At 54.6% G+C, this 19,320-nt stretch carries 11 protein-coding genes; 5 read left to right on the top strand and 6 right to left on the bottom strand.

Features of this window, described 5'->3' with window-relative positions; translation table 11 throughout:
- Nucleotides 1-113: 113 nt before the first annotated feature.
- The 5 genes from gshB to metK all read right to left on the bottom strand — a co-directional run bounded on the left by gshB (nucleotide 114) and on the right by metK (nucleotide 4,539).
- Nucleotides 114-1,067, bottom strand: coding sequence for a glutathione synthase (gene gshB, locus AACX78_RS17335; RefSeq protein WP_159166940.1), 954 nt, complete (start codon nucleotides 1,065-1,067; stop codon nucleotides 114-116).
- Nucleotides 1,068-1,160: 93 nt separating this feature from the next.
- Complete coding sequence (gene rsmE / locus AACX78_RS17330; RefSeq protein WP_159166939.1) at nucleotides 1,161-1,892, bottom strand: 16S rRNA (uracil(1498)-N(3))-methyltransferase; 732 nt, start codon at nucleotides 1,890-1,892, stop codon at nucleotides 1,161-1,163.
- Between the two features lie 130 nt (nucleotides 1,893-2,022).
- Nucleotides 2,023-2,712: an endonuclease gene (locus tag AACX78_RS17325; protein ID WP_159166938.1), complete on the bottom strand. Its 690-nt coding sequence runs from the start codon at nucleotides 2,710-2,712 to the stop codon at nucleotides 2,023-2,025.
- A 73-nt stretch (nucleotides 2,713-2,785) separates the two neighbouring features.
- The gene (locus AACX78_RS17320; RefSeq protein ID WP_159166937.1) at nucleotides 2,786-3,319 is read right to left on the bottom strand and encodes a SprT family zinc-dependent metalloprotease; all 534 of its coding nucleotides are present in this window, start codon (nucleotides 3,317-3,319) and stop codon (nucleotides 2,786-2,788) included.
- A 68-nt stretch (nucleotides 3,320-3,387) separates the two neighbouring features.
- A complete protein-coding gene (metK, locus tag AACX78_RS17315; protein WP_021140072.1) occupies nucleotides 3,388-4,539 on the bottom strand; it encodes a methionine adenosyltransferase in 1,152 nt (383 codons plus the stop codon).
- Between the two features lie 342 nt (nucleotides 4,540-4,881).
- On the opposite strand from metK, the gene tkt reads away from it, so the two are divergent.
- Both tkt and AACX78_RS17305 read left to right on the top strand, forming a co-directional pair.
- Nucleotides 4,882-6,873 (top strand): transketolase, encoded by a 1,992-nt coding sequence (gene tkt / locus AACX78_RS17310; protein ID WP_159166936.1) that lies wholly within the window; start codon nucleotides 4,882-4,884, stop codon nucleotides 6,871-6,873.
- Nucleotides 6,874-6,960: 87 nt separating this feature from the next.
- Nucleotides 6,961-8,328, top strand: coding sequence for a tetratricopeptide repeat protein (locus AACX78_RS17305; RefSeq protein WP_159166935.1), 1,368 nt, complete (start codon nucleotides 6,961-6,963; stop codon nucleotides 8,326-8,328).
- 425 nt (nucleotides 8,329-8,753) lie between these two features.
- Here AACX78_RS17305 and AACX78_RS17300 read toward each other — a convergent pair whose 3' ends face one another.
- A complete protein-coding gene (locus tag AACX78_RS17300) occupies nucleotides 8,754-9,671 on the bottom strand; it encodes a WYL domain-containing protein (protein WP_159166934.1) in 918 nt (305 codons plus the stop codon).
- A gap of 381 nt (nucleotides 9,672-10,052) precedes the next feature.
- Here AACX78_RS17300 and AACX78_RS17295 point away from each other — a divergent pair, with 381 nt between their 5' ends.
- From AACX78_RS17295 to AACX78_RS17285, 3 genes are all read left to right on the top strand, one after another.
- Entirely contained in the window at nucleotides 10,053-11,297 is a 1,245-nt protein-coding gene (locus AACX78_RS17295) for a hypothetical protein (RefSeq protein ID WP_159166933.1), read from the top strand.
- 84 nt (nucleotides 11,298-11,381) lie between these two features.
- Complete coding sequence (locus AACX78_RS17290; RefSeq protein ID WP_201302888.1) at nucleotides 11,382-15,863, top strand: NACHT domain-containing protein; 4,482 nt, start codon at nucleotides 11,382-11,384, stop codon at nucleotides 15,861-15,863.
- 723 nt (nucleotides 15,864-16,586) lie between these two features.
- Nucleotides 16,587-19,268, top strand: a complete 2,682-nt coding sequence (locus tag AACX78_RS17285) for a hypothetical protein (protein ID WP_159166932.1) — start codon at nucleotides 16,587-16,589, stop codon at nucleotides 19,266-19,268.
- The last annotated feature ends 52 nt before the right edge of the window (nucleotides 19,269-19,320 follow it).

Raw genomic sequence — 19,320 nt, 5'->3', positions numbered from 1 at the left:
ATCAACAGGTTTCGGATTTTTACACATCAGCAGGATCGGTCAATGGATCCTTAACTGATCGGCATTAGGCCCCGGGGCCGCCTCTTCTTTTACTGCCGTTTGGCTGTGGCGATTCAGGCTTTCGCCAGCCGACGCTCGATGGCATCCATCAGCATGCCGGTGATGGAGACGTCAAAGGCGGCCTCGATCTCGTGGATGCAGGTCGGGCTGGTGACGTTAATCTCGGTCAGCCTATCGCCTATGATGTCGAGGCCGACGAAGATGAGGCCCTTCTCTTTCAGGGTCGGGCCGACGGCGCGGGCGATGGCCCAGTCCGCTTCGCTCAAGGGGCGCGCCTCGCCACGGCCACCGGCCGCCAGATTGCCACGGGTCTCCCCCTTCGCCGGAATGCGCGCCAGGCAGTAGGGTACGGGTTCACCGTCAACCACCAGCACCCGCTTGTCGCCATCCTTGATGGCGGGCAGATAGGTCTGCGCCATGCAGTACTGATTCCCGTGTGCAGTGAGAGTTTCGATGATGACACCGACGTTGGCATCATCTTCCTTCATGCGGAAGATGGAGGCGCCGCCCATGCCGTCCAGCGGTTTGAGGATCACGTCTTTGTGTTTGGCGTGGAAGGCCCGCAGTTTGTCTGCTCTGCGAGTGACGAGCGTGGTCGGGGTGTGTTCGGCAAACCAGGCGGTGTAGAGCTTCTCGTTGGCGTCGCGCAGGCTCTGGGGCTTGTTGACGATGAGGCAGCCCTCATCCTCGGCCCGCTCCAGCATGTAGGTGGCGTAGATAAATTCGGTGTCGAACGGCGGATCCTTGCGCATCAGGATCACATCCAGATTGGAGAGCGGCTGATCCACCACCTCGCCGAGCGTATACCAGTCGGCATAGTCATATTTGACGGTCAGCGGGCGCATGGTGCCAAAAGCGCGACCGGCTTCCATGTAGAGATCCGACATCTCCAGATAGAAGAGCTCATAGCCGCGCTTTTGCGCCTCTTCAAGCATGGCAAAGCTGGAATCTTTCTTGATGTTGATGGCCGAGATGGGGTCCATCACGATGCCGAGTTTAATGGTCATCCGCTGTTCCTTTTTAATGGCTCGATAGGGTTGTAGGGTCGATTAGCGCAGCGTAATCGGCCGCTTGAGGCTGCGTCGATGCAGCCTATGTTATCAAGCGAGATCGCCAAAGCGGCACTGCAGCGCGGTAATGGCGGTCAGGGCGGCGGTTTCGGTGCGCAGCACCCGCGGCCCCAGCAGCATCTCTTTGAAATCTTCCTGCACGGTACGGGCGATCTCGTCGCTGGACAAGCCCCCTTCCGGGCCGATCAGCAGGCGCACCCCGTGTTCCGGCACCGGCAGTGTGTTGATGCTGTAGGGGGCGCGCGGGTGCAGGTTGAGCTTGAGCTCTTGGGTCTCTTCCGCCAGCCAGGCATCGAGCTCCATCGGCATGCGAACTTCGGGCACCACATTGCGGCCGCACTGCTCGCAGGCGCTGATCACCACCTTCTGCCACTGCTCGCGTTTCTTCTCCAGCCTGTCGGCGGGCAGCTTGACGCCACAGCGCTCGGAGAAGAGCGGCGTGATGCAGGTGACACCCAGTTCGACGGATTTCTGGATGGTGAAGTCCATCTTGTCACCCCGGCTGATCACCTGGCCCAGATGGATGGCGAAGGGGGATTCCACCGAGCGCTGCTCGCAGCTGTCGATGGTCACTTCAACCGATTTCTTGCCGACCAGGGTGATGGTGGCGGCATATTGATTGCCGTCGCCATTGAACAGCTCGAGCTGCTGGCCCGGCTGCATGCGCAGTACCCGGCCGATGTGGTTGGCACCGTCTTCCGACAGGGCGAGGGGCTGGCCAACTTGCAGGGTGGCCGCTTCATAGATACGTGGAATGCGCATGGCTGATTATCAGTCTCTTGCTTGGAAACCCTTCAATATCCTACTGCGAGGCGCTGAGCAAGGCTCACGCGACAGAGGTTGAAGGGGTTCATGATGAGAGGGGGCGCTCCCCCTCCTTAGTCAAATGGGGTTATTGGCACTGCTTTTCAATGAAGGGATTGGTATTGCCCTGCAGCTTGCCGATGCGGCGGTTGCGCTCGCACTCCCAGCTATCAGCCGGGTACTGCCTGTCCCAGGCTTCGAACAGTTTACGTTGTTGCGCGGCGAGGCGCAGCCCGTGTTGCTGGCTCATATAGAGGTAGGCGCGGGCGATCTGGCCTCGTACCAGCCCTTTGGGTGGTTGCACCCGGCGCTCCTTGAAGTCCACCAGCATCTGGCACTGGCCGTACTGATCCGGGGTGCCATTCCAGTCGGAGAAGCGGTAGTTGGCCCGGTCGCCATTTACCTCGCCGATGGCGGGGAAGAGGTTGTGCATGTCCCCCTCCATCTTGTTGAACTCATCGCTCTTGCTGCAATTTTTGCGTCCACCCTGCTGCCAGCACTGCAGTTGATGGCCAAATTCCCAGGCGGGTACCACGTGTTCCCACTCGATACGGGCGGCTCGTTTGGGCTGCTTGCGCGGTTCATAACCGCAGCTGGCCAGATCAGGGCTCATTTTTTTGCCCTGATAGCGAATGTCGCAGCCGCAGTAGAAGGTGGTGACTGTGGGCTGGGTTTGATAGAGCTTGACCAGATCCTGCTTGGCGGTGCGAAAAGTCTGGGCATGAAGGGGCAGGCTGACCAACAGAGTCAGGGCGACAGAGAGCAGGGGACGAAACATGAAGATCCTTGGCAATGAAACGGTTGGATGAAAAGAGAAGGCACCCTAACACAGGGTTGCGACACGGGCTGGCTTACTGTGCAGGCACTGGCACCTGCTGTTCCCGCTCCAGGGGCTGCTTGCAACGGCGGCAGTGGTAGAGGGCGTCACCGCGCACCACCTTGTTGTGGCGGCGAACCGACAGCTGATGCTGCTGGCAGTGACAGCGATAAGGCACTGTGCGTTGGGCCAGCACCGTCAGATCGAAGCTGTGGGTGGTTCTGGGCTCAAGGCCGAACAGCTCCCGCATCAGCGACTGCCACTGCTTGCCGTGGGGCAATACCCTATGCTTGCCCCGACCCTCACCCCAGAGGGCATAGACCAGCAGATGGGCCACTTCATGGGGCACCACCTCGTCCAGAAACGCCTGCTGGTTGGCCTGATAGAGGGCAGGGTTGAAGCGCAGCTCCCAGGTCTGCAGCCGCGCCGAGCCTGCCGCCCGGCCCCGCATGTTGCAGTGGATACGCGGGCGGGCAAAGGTGCGACCGAGGCGCGCCTCGGCCTGCACGAAACAGGCGTCGACCCGTTGATGCAGCAGTTGTTCGAGATGAGCAGGGGTAGCAGACATGGGATTTCCGTCGGTCAGCAGATAAGCAAAAGGGGAGCCAGGCTCCCCTTTTATCACAACTGAGTGCCTTAGAGGCCAGCGGCGGAGCGCAACAGCTCGGCCTTGTCGGTCTGCTCCCACGGGAACTCTTCGCGACCGAAGTGACCGTAGGCAGCGGTAGCCTGGTAGATGGGGCGCTTCAGATCCAGCATCTCGATCAGGCCATACGGGCGCAGTTCGAAGTGCTCGCGTACCAGCTTGACCAGCAGATCTTCGGCCACCTTGGCGGTACCGAAGGTTTCGACGCTGATGGAGGTCGGCTCGGCTACGCCGATGGCGTAGGAGATCTGGATCTCGCAGCGATCCGCCAGACCGGCGGCGACAATGTTCTTGGCCACGTAGCGGGCAGCGTAGGCGGCGGAGCGGTCAACCTTGGACGGATCCTTGCCTGAGAAAGCGCCACCACCGTGACGGGCCATGCCGCCGTAGGTGTCGACGATGATCTTGCGACCGGTCAGACCGCAGTCACCCATGGGGCCGCCGATAACGAAACGGCCGGTCGGGTTGATGAAGTATTTGGTGTCCTTGGTGATCCACTCGGCCGGCAGCACAGGCTTGATGATCTCTTCGCGCACCGCTTCCACCAGATCCTTGTGGCTGATGGACTCGCTGTGCTGGGTAGAGAGCACAACGGCATCCACACCCAGGATCTTGCCTGCGTCGTCGTAGGCGAAGGTCAGCTGGCTTTTGGCATCCGGACGCAGCCACGGCAGGGTACCGTTCTTGCGTACTTCGGCCTGACGCTTCACCAGCAGGTGAGAGTAGGTGATGGGGGCGGGCATCAGCACGTCGGTTTCGTTGGTGGCGTAGCCAAACATCAGGCCCTGGTCACCAGCGCCCTGCTCCAGCGGATCGCTGCGGTCAACGCCTTGGTTGATGTCAGGGGACTGCTTGCCGATGGCGTTCAGCACGGCGCAAGAGTCAGCGTCGAAGCCCATGTCGGAGTGGGTGTAGCCGATGTCACGCACTGTATCGCGCACTATCTCTTCGATATCTACCCAGGCAGAGGTGGTTACTTCACCCGCTACCATGACCATGCCGGTCTTGACCAGGGTCTCACAGGCGACACGGGCCTTGGTATCTTGCTTTAGGATGGCGTCCAGTACCGCATCGGAGATCTGGTCCGCAATCTTGTCGGGATGGCCTTCGGAGACCGACTCGGAAGTAAACAGCTTTGCCATGATGGGATTCTCAGCTTGTCTGGGGTTATCGCCACAGCAATAACCGGGTGATGATAGGATGATTGTAGAGGTATCTACATCTGGACGTCCATTTTAGTTAGCGCCCTTCTCGATTGCCAGCACTATTTTGGTTTTGCCCCGTGCTGGCCGAACAAGATACGTGCTTTACCCCATTTGGGGTGCAAGTCGATGACAACTCAATCGTTTGCCCTGGCAAGAAAAGCGATTGAGCTCCCAAAGCCACTTTATTCGCCCAGATAATATTTGCACCGCACGCCCCCTGCTGGGACAATAACGCGCCTTAATCTTGGCCATCAAATGAAGCAATCGCAGGAGATACAGATGCCTTCTCGTAAAGAGCTTGCCAATGCCATTCGCGCATTGAGTATGGATGCCGTTCAAAAAGCCAACTCCGGTCACCCAGGCGCCCCCATGGGAATGGCGGATATCGCCGAAGTGTTGTGGCGCAGCCACCTCAAGCATAACCCGAACAACCCCAAGTGGGCCGACCGCGACCGTTTCATTCTGTCTAATGGCCACGGCTCCATGCTGCTGTACTCTCTGCTGCATCTCTCCGGTTATGACCTCTCCATCGACGATCTGAAAAACTTCCGCCAGCTGCACTCTCGCACCCCGGGTCACCCGGAGTACGGCTATGCACCGGGCATCGAAACCACCACTGGCCCGCTGGGTCAGGGCATCACCAATGCCGTGGGCATGGCGATCGCCGAAAAGGCCATGGCCGAGCAGTTCAACCAGCCGGGTCACGACATCGTTGACCACTACACCTACGCCTTCATGGGCGACGGTTGCCTGATGGAAGGCATCTCCCACGAGGCTTGCTCCCTGGCAGGTACCCTGCAACTGGGCAAGCTGATCGCATTCTGGGATGACAACGGTATCTCCATCGACGGTCACGTTGAAGGCTGGTTCACCGACGACACCCCCAAGCGTTTCGAAGCCTACGGCTGGCACGTCATCCCGGCCGTGGACGGTCACAGCCCGGAAGCCATCAATGCCGCCATTGAAGCGGCCAAGGCCGAGACCGGCAAGCCGACCCTGATCTGCTGCCGCACCATCATCGGTTACGGTTCACCGAACAAGTCCGGTTCTCACGATTGCCACGGCTCACCGCTGGGCAGCGACGAGATCGCCGCCGCTCGTGCCTTCCTGAAGTGGGACCACGCGCCGTTCGTCATTCCGTCCGACATCGCCGCCGAGTGGAACGGTCAGGAGAAGGGTACCAAGCTGGAAGCCGACTGGGCTGCCAAGTTTGCCGCCTATGAAGCCGCTCACCCGGCGCTGGCTGCCGAATTCAAGCGTCGCACCGCAGGCGAGCTGCCGGCCAACTGGGCCGCTGAATCTGCCAAGATCATCGAGACCCTGCAAGCCAACCCGGCCAAGATTGCGACCCGTAAAGCGTCCCAGAACTCTCTGGAAGCCTTCGGCAAGCTGCTGCCCGAGTTCATGGGTGGTTCCGCTGACCTGGCCCCGTCCAACCTGACCATGTGGTCCGGTTCCAAGTCGCTCACCCCAGAGAGCGCGGCAGGCAACTACATCCACTACGGTGTGCGCGAGTTCGCCATGTCCGCCATCATGAACGGTATCGCCCTGCACGGTGGTTTCATCCCCTACGGCGCCACCTTCCTGATGTTCATGGAGTACGCCCGCAACGCCCTGCGCATGGCCGCCCTGATGAAGCAGCGCGCCATCTTCGTTTACACTCACGACTCCATCGGTCTGGGTGAAGATGGCCCGACTCACCAGCCGGTCGAGCAGATCGCCTCCCTGCGTCTGACCCCGAACATGAGCACCTGGCGCCCATGTGACCAGGTTGAATCCGCCATCGCCTGGAAGCACGCCATCGAGCGTATGGACGGCCCGACTGCGCTGATCTTCTCCCGCCAGAACCTGCCCCAGATGGACCGTACCGCCCAGCAATTGGCCGATGTGGCCAAGGGTGGCTACGTGCTGAAGGATTGCGCCGGTACCCCGGAGCTGATCCTGATCGCCACCGGTTCCGAAGTGGAGCTGGCCGTGGCCGCCTATGAGCAGCTGACTGCCAAGGGCCGCGCCGTGCGCGTGGTTTCCCTGCCGGCCACCGACGTATTCGACGCCCAGTCTGCCGAGTACAAGGAGTCCGTCCTGCCGTCCGGCGTCACCAAGCGTGTCGCCATCGAAGCGGGCATCGCCGACTACTGGTACAAGTACGTCGGTTTCGGTGGCAAGATCATCGGCATGACCACCTTCGGTGAGTCTGCACCGGCCGAGCTGCTGTTCAAGGAATTTGGCTTTACCGTGGAAAACGTGGTTGCGACCGCTGAATCCCTGTAATAGCTGATTGCTTTGTATAGAACTGAAAAGCGCCTCCCTTGGGAGGCGCTTTTTTATAAATTAATAAAGCAGNCGTAGATTTTCCTCATGACATACCGTGCCTTATGGCTGGCACTGACAGCCATCATGCTTGCCGCCTGTACTTCCACTACGTCATTCACTGACGCCGAGTTATCCCAAGCAGCAACGCAGGGGGATGGCCGAGCCCAATATGAGCTGGCTAAACGTCTGGCAAACCAGCCCGATTACCCCAACGCCATGCACTGGATGCAGCAAGCTGCAGAGCAGTCAGGCCCCTTGACCGCCGATCAGCAGACCCGCGCGAACGCCGCATGGCAGGTAGGTGACTGGTATCAGGCTGGGCTCGGTGAGCCTAAAAATCCGGCACTTGCCAATCAGTGGTGGCAACGATCTGCGCGTCTTGGTAACACCCATGCCAGCTATCGGTTGGGGCTGATGTGCCAGGAGCAGCATCAAGGCAAACTGGTGAATGAATGCCTCGACTGGTTCGAGCAGGCTGCCAAGCGGGAGCATGCCGAGTCACAGTTAGTCCTGGCCCGGTGGTACAACAAACAACCGGGGGCTGATGCGGACGCTATCAAGTGGCTAGAGCGGGCAGCCGAACTGGGCAACCGTGATGCCCAGTTCCTGCTGGGTGAGCGATATGCGCAAGGTAAAGGGGTTGCTAAACGACCAGATCTCGCCCAAGGCTGGAATGACAAGGCTGCTGCCCAGCAGCAACCGGACGCTTTGTTACTGCAAGCCAAACAGGCCACCCCCGCCAATGCTTTCGCGGCCTATCAACGAGCAGCCAATGCGGGCTCTGCCGAAGCTGAACTCTGGCTAGGTATGGCTTATCTGGCAGGGAAACAGGTTCCCACAGATCCTGCCTTGGGACGTTACTGGCTGGAGCTTGCTGCTGGTCATGGTTCCCACGAAGCCGAGTACCAACTGAGCTTGCAGCAGGTAGACCAGGAGCAGCAGATCCACTGGTTAACGCTGGCCGCTGACGGTGGCGTAACCAAGGCGTGGTTTGAGCTGGCGGAGCTACAGCATAAGCAAGGGACACTGGAACAAGCGAGAGCCAGCTATGCCAAGGCTGCTCAGCAAGGACACATGGCAGCGCAATATACCTACGGTGAAATGTTGCGTTTGGGGCAAGGGGGCAAAGAGAATTACGCACTGGCCCTTAAGCAATATCGCTTGGCAGCCCAGCAAGGTGATCGCATGGCTCAATACCGAATGGGAACACTGCGAGAGGAAGGCTTGGGGGCCCCGCGTAACCGGATACATGCTTACGCCTGGTTGTCACTGGCCGCCACAGAAGCTATGTCTGAAGCAGTACAGGCTCGTGACGAGCTGGAGGCTGTAATGACCAAGCCAGAAGTCAAACAGGCTCAAAAACTGTCGGAGCACTGGTTTGGAACAATGTCATCAACCGTCAAGAAAAGCTAAAAAAAAGAACATAGAAGGAAGCGGCCAGATGGCCGCTTCCTTCTTATTCAGTTGGCAAATCACCAGCCACAAATTCAGCCCAAGCATCCATCATGGGTCAATTTTGAGCCAGTCCGTCCGGTGGTAAGCTGCTTCTGCCTTGTTCTGCATGAGATGCGTGAAGTATGCTCAGCCAAATTTCTGGGGGGCTTTGTTAGTTATACCGAGCCCGAAATCTGATACGAAAATTGTGGGTAGTTGTCAGAGGTCATAGGGCTGTATTGAGCGCTCCCAGCTACGTTGGCATTGCCTCTTCACTATGGACTCAGTCATCTGTTGTGATACAGCAGCGTAGAAAGAGCACTCCTCTAGGGGCTGGATACATACGGGGCTTCAATGCTGGAGAGGGTCATGCCGCTTTCCTGCATTCCCTTTCTTTAAATACCTTAACTCTCGCGTAAATCCGGGCTCCGGAGCTTGAAGATACAACCCTTGGCTACCAACTCGTCCCGGTTTGCCAGCACCAGCGGGTAGAGCAGCGGATGCTGTTCGTGATCGCCGTTATAGCTCACTTGCATGCGCTCCAGCGCGTAATGCATCAAAGGGATGCGCTGGTTGAGCAGCAGCTTGCCATCTGGCATGGCATAGTCACTGGCAATGATGGCCTGTTGTCCTGCGCTGAGGGTTGGATTGGGGATGACCACCGCAGTGACCTGGGTGTTCCACTCAAGATCCTGATCCCGGCCGTGAGGGGAGGTATCCAGTAGCTCAGATTCCCCACGAAACCGGCTCATCACAAAATCCAGATACACCCCTTTCTTCTCGCAGTAAGCGCGAACGTGCCAGCGGATCCCGTCATAGACCAGGGTATGGGGCACGATATTGCGGCCGCTCTGCTCCTCTGAGCTGAGGGATACGTAATCGACATCGACCCGCAACTGACCACGAGCCGCTTGCACCAGACCCCGCACAATCTTGGGGTCGATATGGCGGTTGGGTACATCCAAGATCTCGATATGGCCGTAGCGCAAATCCATCAGCGGCAGTGTCAGCAGGCCCGCTTCATGTTGGCGTTGGTGCTGTTTTTCACGGTGCAACAGCATCAGGTACTCATCTACTTTTCCTTCACTAAAGCGCGGCACAAACTGCTCGGTCGGTTTGTATCCCTTCAGGCTTCGGTCATAGACTAGCCCCTCTGGTGAGTGATTTGTCAGGTAGTGGTTGATATCCCGTGATGCTTGCTGGCGGCCGATATTGAAGGCAGTCATCAGGTGATTGGTGGTCAGCCGTCCTTCCCATTGCAACACGATCTCTAGCAGGCGAAAGCGCAGGGTCTGATCCCAAGTAAGCTCTTTGGGGGTCATATGTGCTCCAAAATGCGACATGTGTATGTAACCAGTATCGGCATGAGTATACAGGCGACATATACTGAGTTAATCACAGTGTGGTGAAAAAGATTGTGCTGTCTGTACCACGTTCTACCAGCATATTGCCGAAGTGCTGCTCAACTTCGGTTGCTCTCACAATCACAAGGTCATGTCTGGCTTTGCCGCCAGGCCCTATACATCAATGAATTCGGGATGGTGTAGCACGATTAGGTGCAGTTATTTAGTACAAAGGTACCAAGCTGATAAATGTGGTGGAGACTCAAAAGGATGCAGATGAAGGGATAAGGCAGAGGACATTGCCACTCTATTCTACGGCTTACCAGAAATGAAGGTTGAGCTTATTCAGGTGACTGCTTGATGGACTTTCAGAATAAAATACCCTTCGCAATCAAGATCGAGACCGGTGCAATTGTCTCGGTCGATGATGTTGAAAGAGGACTTGCCGCCGGTTGTCATTGCCCCAGTTGTAAAGGATTGCTTGTTGCCAGAAAAGGTGAGCACAACCGTCACTGCTTCGCGCATTACCGCGATAGCAAGGAAAAATGCCTTTACGCCTTTGAAACCAGTGTGCGGTTGATGCTGCTCTCTAAGCTGGAAAGTGTCGTTAAGCTCAATACCCCTGCCCATTACACCCAGTTTGATGGGGTCAAGGCACTGGTTGCTAAGGCCCATGCCGATATAGGCGTTCAATTTGTTCCGCAAGCTGAGACCCATGGTGTCCCGGCAGGGCTCTTTCAGCTGGTATCGCGGCCAGACTTCCGCCTTGCCTTACACTTTCCTGCCGCGCACGAGCCTGTAGGGTTGTACCCGCTGTGGCTTGGGCGATTCATTGCCAAACACCCTAAAACAGGCGTTTTGGCTATTCGTTATAGCCAGTTTGGCGACCGGATGTTCGATAAGTCTCGCCCTGCAGGGATGGACACGACGAGTTTGATGTTGACGATTCTCAGCGAAAATCCCAACTGCCTGTATTGGCTCTATCACCCACGCGAGGAGATGGAGCTGATCTCCCTGGAGCAGCTTGCCGAACAGCGACGGCAAGAGGCAGAGGAGAAAGCCAGACAGCAGCAACTAAAACAAGAACAACTGGAGGAAGCGCGGCGTCAGTATGAGGCAAAGCAAAGGATGCAACGCGAGCACCAAGCGGCGATTACGGCTCAGATGAAATTGGCTGAACAGGAGCGCACCGCCCAGAGAGCACGGGACTATGTCGCACGGGTAGCGCAAGACAGTGACAAGACCAGCAATGGGGGGCAGTATCCACGATCTACGCCGACCGCGTGCCGTAATTGCCAGCTACAGCACCAACGCCTTGATGCTGACGGCTACTGCTATCGCGAGGTTTGCATCAGATCTCGTGCGAAACGAATAGCAAGAACTGTAAAGGCAGAAGCGTCTACACGGTATTCCTACGCCAGCATGCGAGGTGGCACAAATGCAAGCAGCACAACCCAGAAACAGACCAGTCTGGTAGCCAGTCCGCAACCTGTGAGCGACACACAACGCCAGTGGTACTCCTCTATCAAACTGGGTTCTTGTCCTCACTGCGGGGGCGATAGAGGCAATGGCCCGAATGGCTGGTGGTGTGAGAAGTGTAAATAACCCTTTGAATGAATCGGCCCTAGTTCAATCGGTTGAACGTGATTGTCGGGACCCATTGGTTTATCTGGCCAACAGATAATTGTTTTGGGATATATTCATTCCCACAATTATGAAAATACTGCGATTGCACTGCGCAACGTAATTGATGGAACTGAAACGATGCCGCTTCCCGATATAGATTTCAATTTAATTCGCTCCCACCGGGGGAATCAGGCTAACGCCTTTGAAGAGTTGTGCTGCCAACTCGCAGGTGACGAACTATTGTCCCCTACTTGCGTCCGCTTTACTCGAAAGGGGCCTGGAGGCGATGGTGGCGTAGAATGCTTCGCTGTCCTGTCTGATAGGACCGAGACTGGTTGGCAGGTGAAATACTATTGGGACGTTGCAAACGCGATACGTTCGCTTGATGAATCCCTAAGCAAAGCGCTTATCAAGCATCCAAAGATGACACGGTTCATTGCGTGTCTTCCATTTGATCTATCCGACTCTCGCAAAACTGGCGCCATAACTGCGCAGAAACGATGGGATAACTGGAAAAACGAGAGCATCGCCACGGCTAGTGCGTCGGGCCGGAAGATCGAGATCGATCTTTGGGGCGCCTTTGAACTCAAAAAGCGCCTTACTGCATCAACTCCTACCGCTGCGGGCCGAGTTGCCTATTGGTTCAATCAGACTCTGTTAACTATCGAGTGGTTTCGCAAGAGTTTCGAACGTGCCCGCACGGAACTTGGTGAACGTTATAGCCCCGATAGCCACATCTATCTGCCGATTCGGCGTGTAATCGAGGCCACTACGAGGGATCCCTTCCTCTTTACTGAACTGGCTGCATTCGGTGAAGACATCAAGAAGAAACTGGCCGAGACCAATCAAGCTGATACCGCAGCAGTCACTGCTTGCAACGATGCAATCCAGGCCCTCGTTCAGATTGCCTCAATGCCAAGCGGGCCGATCCCGATAGTTAGATTACGTGAAACGCTTGAGATGGCCAGGGATGCGGTTATGCCTTGGTATAGCACGCAGAGGGACACAATTTCCTCGAGCCAGCCCAATGCGTTAGCGAACGCCATTTCGAACCTGTTATCAGCCATCAATAACGTATCCCATGCACTGGCAGAGCAGCACTGGAAACATGTCGATACCCGCGCGCTATTGGTTATTGGAGAGGCAGGCTCAGGCAAGTCACATCTCTTAGCCGATATCTGCGATCACGTCATTGAGACAGAGCAACCTGCCGTTATGGTTCTAGGTAAGAAGTTGCCGGATGGAGAACCTTGGGAAGAGATCATGAAGGATCTAGGTCTTCCACGAGATCTCCCAGCCGAGAGCTTCTTGGGGGCGCTCAATGCTGCTGGCCAGGCTATGGGTGTTCGTGCCTTGTTGATGATTGATGCTCTCAACGAAAAAAATGGTCAGGCTATCTGGCCTGAACGCTTGGCTGGGTTGGTGCATGACGTAGACCGGTTTGAGTGGATTAGCCTGATTCTATCTTGTCGCTCGACCTACGAGCGCTTAGTCATTCCTGATGAGCTTGATGAAACAACACTGCCGAGGGTCATGCATGAGGGGTTTTCGGTACGGCAGGCGCGGCTGTATCTCAAAAAACGGGGGATTTACTTGGCTGAAGAGCCCAACTCAATCGAGGAGTTTGAGATACCGTTATTCCTGCGTATATGCTGCGATACGCTTCAACTTGAAGACCAAGCAATTCTGACGAACAGACTCGGTGGCGTTACAGCGGTATTCAAGCTGTATACCGAAGCCGTTGTAAAACGGGTAACCAAACAGATAGACGTTGTGCCTCAGCGCCGCTTGGTAGAGCGCGCCATCAAGGCTCTCGCGCAGGAAATGGCAGACACAGGCCGTGAAGAAGTAGCCAGTAGCCGTGCTTACGACATCATGTCCGAGTTCTTTCCCCCCACGAATCCAGTTGGACAAGACCTTCTCTTTCAACTTCAAAACGAGGGCCTATTAACAGCACAACCGACTTATGAGGACGATGCAGAGGAGGAGTATAGTTTTACCTTTCAGCGTATGAGTGATCATGCCATTGCCAGCAGTCTCCTAGATCGCAGTGTTGTATGTGGTGATACAACAACAGCCTTTGCAGCAGATACGCCGCTTCGTAGAGCCGTCATGGACTTGTATTCGCCGATTACGCCCGGTTTACTCGAAGCTCTTGCCGTACAACTGCCAGAGCGATTTGGTGTTGAACTAACTGATATGCCGGACTTGCCTGAACCATGGGCTGTATCGGGGGCTTTTGAAGAAAGCCTGCTGAATCGCAGCAACAAAAGTTTCAATGAGCGTACTTGGACGTTGATTGAAGAGGTGGGTAGTGCTCGGCTGCGGTTTGAGACCATGATTGCGCTTTCGACTGACCCTGAACGAGATCACAATGCTGAATTCCTAGATAAGGAATTACGCGCTTTACCCATGCCTCAACGAGATGCTGTCTGGTCGACGCATTTGGCCGATCCCAGCAAACGTGCTGAGCGCCTCATCGATTGGATACACGAGGCTGATCAGGATGCGATTCGTCCCGAACGAGCAGCCTTGGCGGGTCTTCAACTTTGCTGGTTTCTGACCACCTCGGCACGGACGGTACGCGATACCGCCACCAAAGCCCTAGTGGTTCTCCTGGCCAGTCGTCCAGAGTTGGCAAGCGCCCTATGGCTGCGTTTTAAGAACCTCGATGATGCATATGTTACCGAGCGTCTGGTTGCTGCGATCTATGGTGCTGCCATGCAGGGGCGCTGGAGCGCGAATGGGCTTTTCTTCGTTGCCAAAGATCTTCATACAGACCTTTTCGCCAGTGTCGACTTTCCAGCCAATATCTTGACCCGCGATCACGCACGAGGCCTTGTTCGATATGCTGAAAGCCAGGGAGTTCTACCCGAAGATTTCGATTCCTATCTGATCAACCAGCCTTACGGGAGTGCTTGGCCTATAGAGTACGTCACAGAGGAAAAAATCGAGTCTTATGAGCGCGATGAGATCACAAGATCCACAGTCTTCGATGGAGACTTTGCTCGCTACCAACTCGACTATGCGGTCAATGATTGGAGTGCTGCCGCCAAGTGGTCGGGACCTATTCCTACAGCCAGGGATCTTGCGCAGCGCTGGTTTGATACTTTCCGTATAACGGCATCACCCGAAATGCTAGCTGCTCATAAGGCTCTCCTGGACGTAATGTTAGAAGCAAGCGATGACAACTATTGGAAGAGGCGTCCGTTCGTTGACAAAGCACTGGCGGTTTTCCGAGCGAGTGTTGGTGAGCAGATATTTGCACAATGGAGCGCAGAGGCATCAATTGGGTGCCGAGCGGGAATGTTTCAACGGGTTGTCCATCAACTTGATAAGCCTGCTCAGTTCAATCTCGCCTGGGCGAGGCGCTGGGTGTGCAAACGAGCCCATGACCTCGGGTGGTCCGAAGGACTGCACGGTGACTTTGATGCCTCCATTAGGAACGATCGCCATACTCATGCAGTTGAGCGCATTGGCAAAAAATATCAATGGATTGCGCTTTATGAGCTCTGCGCAAGGATGACCGATAATCTTCAGCCCTTGCCGGGTCGAGACGAAGCTGGCGATATTATGCGTCTGCGCAACATAGATCCATCTTTGCTGGTAACGCAGACAGAAGACGATGGTTGGCGCCGTTTCGAGGAAGCCAGCTTCTGGGTTCCGCCGGCGCCGGATTTAAAGTCTGTGACGGCGGATCAAGCCTTAGATTGGCTGAGCAACAATCAGGACATGTTTGATGGCCCGGATAACATTGAGGTTACCAACCCAGCGGATGCTGGACGGTGGCTAGTACTTAATGGATTTGAGGCTTGGCGTGGAGGTAGTGAGACCATAGAACGGGAAACTTGGCGTCGGCTTGCGTGCTTTGTAGTTAGAAAGGTCGATCTCAGAACTGCCTTGGCACTGGTAAAGTGCAACCATTTCCAGAGCGATGACGATGTGCCTTCGGCCCGCAGTGGCGGACTTCATTCCTATTTGGGTGAACATCCTTGGGCATGGCGTGCAGACGATGGCGAAGAGGGCCCCGATAATGAATGGATAAGAAGGTGGCACCCTTATGGTGCTATAAAGAAAGCAGTTAGTATTCTCCCGACAACAGCAAAGTATCTGGCAGAAGCCTCAGGCTACGACGCATCGATTAAACAAAGCATTAATCTTCATCTTCCCGCAAGTTGGTTGATGGATGGCCTTGGTCTGCGCCTCACCGATGGCGCGACAATCAAGTATGTTAGTGCGGATGGCGTCGTTCGCTTCATGGACCCTTCAGTTGGCATGACCGGACGGAGTGCTGCACTAATCGACCGCGAAGCTTTTTTAGCATTCCTGAAGCAAGAGAAGCTTGTTGCAATCTGGGCTCTGGCAGGTGAAAAAAGCGTGTATGGTGGAAACCATAACGATGGTTTTGGGGGCCGATGGACATTCACTCGCATTTTCCATTCTCATGGCGATGAGATAATCGCTTTGGATCGCTATCAAAGTTTCGATGCGCCCAGTCCAAGTCAACTTACCGCACTCAAACAAACACCAGAAAGCTATGCCTAAGTGCATTAAATTACAAAAAAATGAAGTGGTTAAAGCAACCTTTGCTGTGGTTTATACGACCACTTACGCAGAACAATTTACAATCTCCGTCATCCATTCAACAATAAAGGTCGTCAGGGAAAGAATTTGAGAGGTCAAGCCATTACTGTGCGGAATGCTTATCGAGAATTTCGAGCTCGTATCATCTTTGGCTTGAAGCTGCCTCAGTTGCGGAATTGCAGATATCCATTTGGGGGGGGTAGTCAAATTCAGCAGCTTCGGGGGCGTATCACTGCGTTTCGCGAGCATCTTGTGTTTCACGGTGAGCGAATGCTCAAGTGTGAGCCGGAAATTGAGCTGTTTTTGCGTATGGCACTGCGTATACCAAGTGGAATACCATTATTACCTACGAGGGCCGCAACGTCGGGGCAGTATTTGATGCTCTTTCTACCATCTAGGGTCAATGTACAGAGGGCGCGACTTCTGCTTCAACCGGTTGGTACATTCGAAGGAAGGTGCCTGATTTTTAGGTTGCAAATTAAACGGACAATTTTAAACCCAGATTACTTTAGCCCTTCCTTAGATTTCGCGCTTCGCAAGTTACAAACACCTCGAACTCGCGAGGTGTTTCACCGCATTGGTTTTGTAGATATCAGTCTGATGCAGGCCTGTTATCAATTGGGCGAGTACCGGATGGATGAGGTAAATCGCATAGCCCGTGAGGTGGATCAAAGGATCAACGGAATGATCGTTCTTACCCTAGTCAACTTAGGGGTAATTGATTCTACAGATGTCTTATCTCAGTTACCTAAGCGCAGTAATTCGCGCTACTACAGTGACGAGCAGTTGACCCTGAATGAGGTATCGCAATTTCGTCAGGTCATAAAAGTGCTACAGGATTCCGGTGTAGCACCGCAAGTTATTGTTCAGCTGGTCAGGCTAGATGTGAAGGATTTCGATCCGCAGCGGCTCAAGGCCACGGTGGAAATCCTTCAACTCAACAGTCCCGAGCTCTCTAAGCTGTTGCAGACGCTAGGCGAGCAGGTGATGCTAATACAGCCGGAACGCTGGGCATTCTTAGTTTATGTATTGGGTATTCACTCAGTAGTCGATATAGGGTTATTTAAGTGTCTGCTTGATTCTGGGCAGACACCAAGTAAAAAATTAGCATTGGAGTTGCGGGCGGCTGGTGCCGATGTCACAGCGCTAGCAGCCTGTCAGGCTCTCATTCTGGCAGCAGGTGTTCGAGAAGATAGAACGCCTGCTGCCACCACTAAGTTACAGCAGCTTTTAGCTGCGCCACATTTGTTCACCTTTGCCCAGTTGGCATTGGCTGAAGACTATCTTTTAGCAGAACGTGATTTGATTTCCTTTCTTCAAGTGTTGGTCAAGCATGGATATCGGGATGCACAGAGTGTCCTGGCCTTTCAGCACTGCTATAAGCAGCTCAGAGCGGATCAGCTTGATAGTTGGCTGAATATTGCCGGAGAGAGAGCTCATGATCAGCCTGTAGCAACGGTCGTGGAGTGGGTTGCTCGGGCTGGCAGGGGAGGCTATACAGATTCTTTCAACTACCTTTTGAAGGCGGGAGAGTTGCGTACCTTCACGCATCTGAAGCAGGCACTAAAGCTCGCTCCACTGGGCGCAACTCTGCTGCGTTATGTGCGAGAAGAGCGTGGACTATATGGCCTTTCAGCCTTGCTGAAGTGGTATCACAATGATGCGCCGGGTATCAAAGATATTCGACTCTGGAGTGGAGTGAATGCTGTAAGTAAGATTTTGTTGGACGATGCGTTTGAACGCAAAAACTTCAAATTACTGAAGAGTAATCTGGATTTTGTTGAGTCTGTTATCGACCAGCAAATTGGTGCTGTATTAGGCCCCTTTCCGGTTTTGGCTGACGACGAGATGAATGAAGCTTACCACCAGAAACGTCGTCGTATGCACGAAGAGTATAGGAGCGAAGTTGCTCCTAGACTGAAAGTCCTACTCACAGAAACTGGTGGCGTACTTGTGTTGAGTATACTCGATCTACTTGGATCTCCAGTGGAGGAGATACGTACCCGGATTGCTCAGTTTGCACCGGAGCTCAGCAAGCTTCTTACTGGTAATGGCCCCACGAGGGCGGAGCTGAGTGACCTAGAAGCTGATCTGATTGCTTTAGTATATCGGACCACATCGAGAACGGTTCGTGATAATTGGCATCGGGTGATTAGACGGGAACCAGACGTTAGTTGGCTTGCTACAGGCACCCCCTATTCTATGAGTTGGGGTCAAACGGAGCAGCAACTGGATGAGTTGATTGATCTACGTGGCCTCCACGCTCTGAAGGAGGCCACGCAGTTTGCAGTAAATTTCACAAGTAGTCGGCAAAAGGATATGTATACAGCATGTCGCTACCTGAGTCCGAAGAGGTTGCTCGATCCGGCTGCTGATGTCTGGTCGCTGACTTCGCATCTAGGCGTGCTGATGGCAATCGCTGGAGATGACTCGAATGTGTGTGTTTGGTTGGATCAAAGAGTCAAAGGGATCGAACAGATTGCCGATCCCGGCCTGCTCACTTCCCAACAGGTAGACTCCCTTCATAAGTTATTCGATGTTCAGTTGGGGGATGCTCTGGATGTATTTGAGATAGATTTCGTCGAAAGTTTGTTAGATACAGATGCATCGCTCTTGGCTTCCCGGCTAGGCATGCACTATACCGCTGACTCTCTTTCTGCTAAAGATGCTCTCAGGTTAACATTGACGAACACACGTGAAACAGTGTTACGCGTGTACCGCCGCTGGGCAGCAAAACAGAAGAAGCGTTTTGATCGGAAGAAGAATGTGAAAGAGGCCTACACGACAATGCAGGCATTTGTCTCGAAGTCTCCGGCAGCCTTCTTCGCTAAGGAGGCCGCTGGCATTTGTACGCGTGGAAATACTGCTATGTGGCAGGAATCGAGACATGCACACTTACTCGTTTTTGCTCCAGACCAGAAGTGTCTGGCTGGTATGGCCTTGCTCTATTTCGAGCGTGTACCTGCATTAGATGCTGACAGAGATACATTGATTATTCGAGCGATTAACCCGATGGAGGATTTCCTCGCATCGCACGGAGAGTCTTCGATCGTTGATAGTTATTTTGATGTAGCCATTAGTATTGCCCAGGAGCATGATTTGACGGCTGTAGCTTTTCCCTGCCCTATGGGAATGCATTTGATGTCGAACCATCAGAGCATTGAGAACGACATCAATGAGCGATTCATGAAGCGTGCACGGACTTTCATTGAGTGGAATATGGAGACATCGTCCACCATCTGGTTGACCCAACCGCGCAAGGTGGCTGCAGAGTTCTATGCCTACGAAGCGGGTGAGGTTCTTGTTGAAGAACTATTTGTGATCTGGCATGCCAAGGAACGCGAAATCGGGCTTGCTGTAGCCTAGCAATTTATAGGGATTGCATAATTCAAAAGCGAGACAGCCATATTTGTGACGG

It is taken from the genome of Aeromonas sp. 9A (assembly GCF_963900955.1).
Lineage (GTDB): Bacteria > Pseudomonadota > Gammaproteobacteria > Enterobacterales > Aeromonadaceae > Aeromonas > Aeromonas salmonicida.
This window is presented reverse-complemented; position numbering and strand designations above follow the sequence as displayed.

Excerpts from the sequence above, each read along its gene's own strand:
- gshB (WP_159166940.1), bottom strand. The coding sequence starts at position 1,067 with ATGACCATTAAACTCGGCATCGTGATGGACCCCATCTCGGCCATCAAC.
- rsmE (WP_159166939.1), bottom strand. The coding sequence starts at position 1,892 with ATGCGCATTCCACGTATCTATGAAGCGGCCACCCTGCAAGTTGGCCAG.
- AACX78_RS17325 (WP_159166938.1), bottom strand. The coding sequence starts at position 2,712 with ATGTTTCGTCCCCTGCTCTCTGTCGCCCTGACTCTGTTGGTCAGCCTG.
- AACX78_RS17320 (WP_159166937.1), bottom strand. The coding sequence starts at position 3,319 with ATGTCTGCTACCCCTGCTCATCTCGAACAACTGCTGCATCAACGGGTC.
- metK (WP_021140072.1), bottom strand. The coding sequence starts at position 4,539 with ATGGCAAAGCTGTTTACTTCCGAGTCGGTCTCCGAAGGCCATCCCGAC.
- tkt (WP_159166936.1), top strand. The coding sequence starts at position 4,882 with ATGCCTTCTCGTAAAGAGCTTGCCAATGCCATTCGCGCATTGAGTATG.
- AACX78_RS17305 (WP_159166935.1), top strand. The coding sequence starts at position 6,961 with ATGACATACCGTGCCTTATGGCTGGCACTGACAGCCATCATGCTTGCC.
- AACX78_RS17300 (WP_159166934.1), bottom strand. The coding sequence starts at position 9,671 with ATGACCCCCAAAGAGCTTACTTGGGATCAGACCCTGCGCTTTCGCCTG.
- AACX78_RS17295 (WP_159166933.1), top strand. The coding sequence starts at position 10,053 with ATGGACTTTCAGAATAAAATACCCTTCGCAATCAAGATCGAGACCGGT.
- AACX78_RS17285 (WP_159166932.1), top strand. The coding sequence starts at position 16,587 with ATGATCGTTCTTACCCTAGTCAACTTAGGGGTAATTGATTCTACAGAT.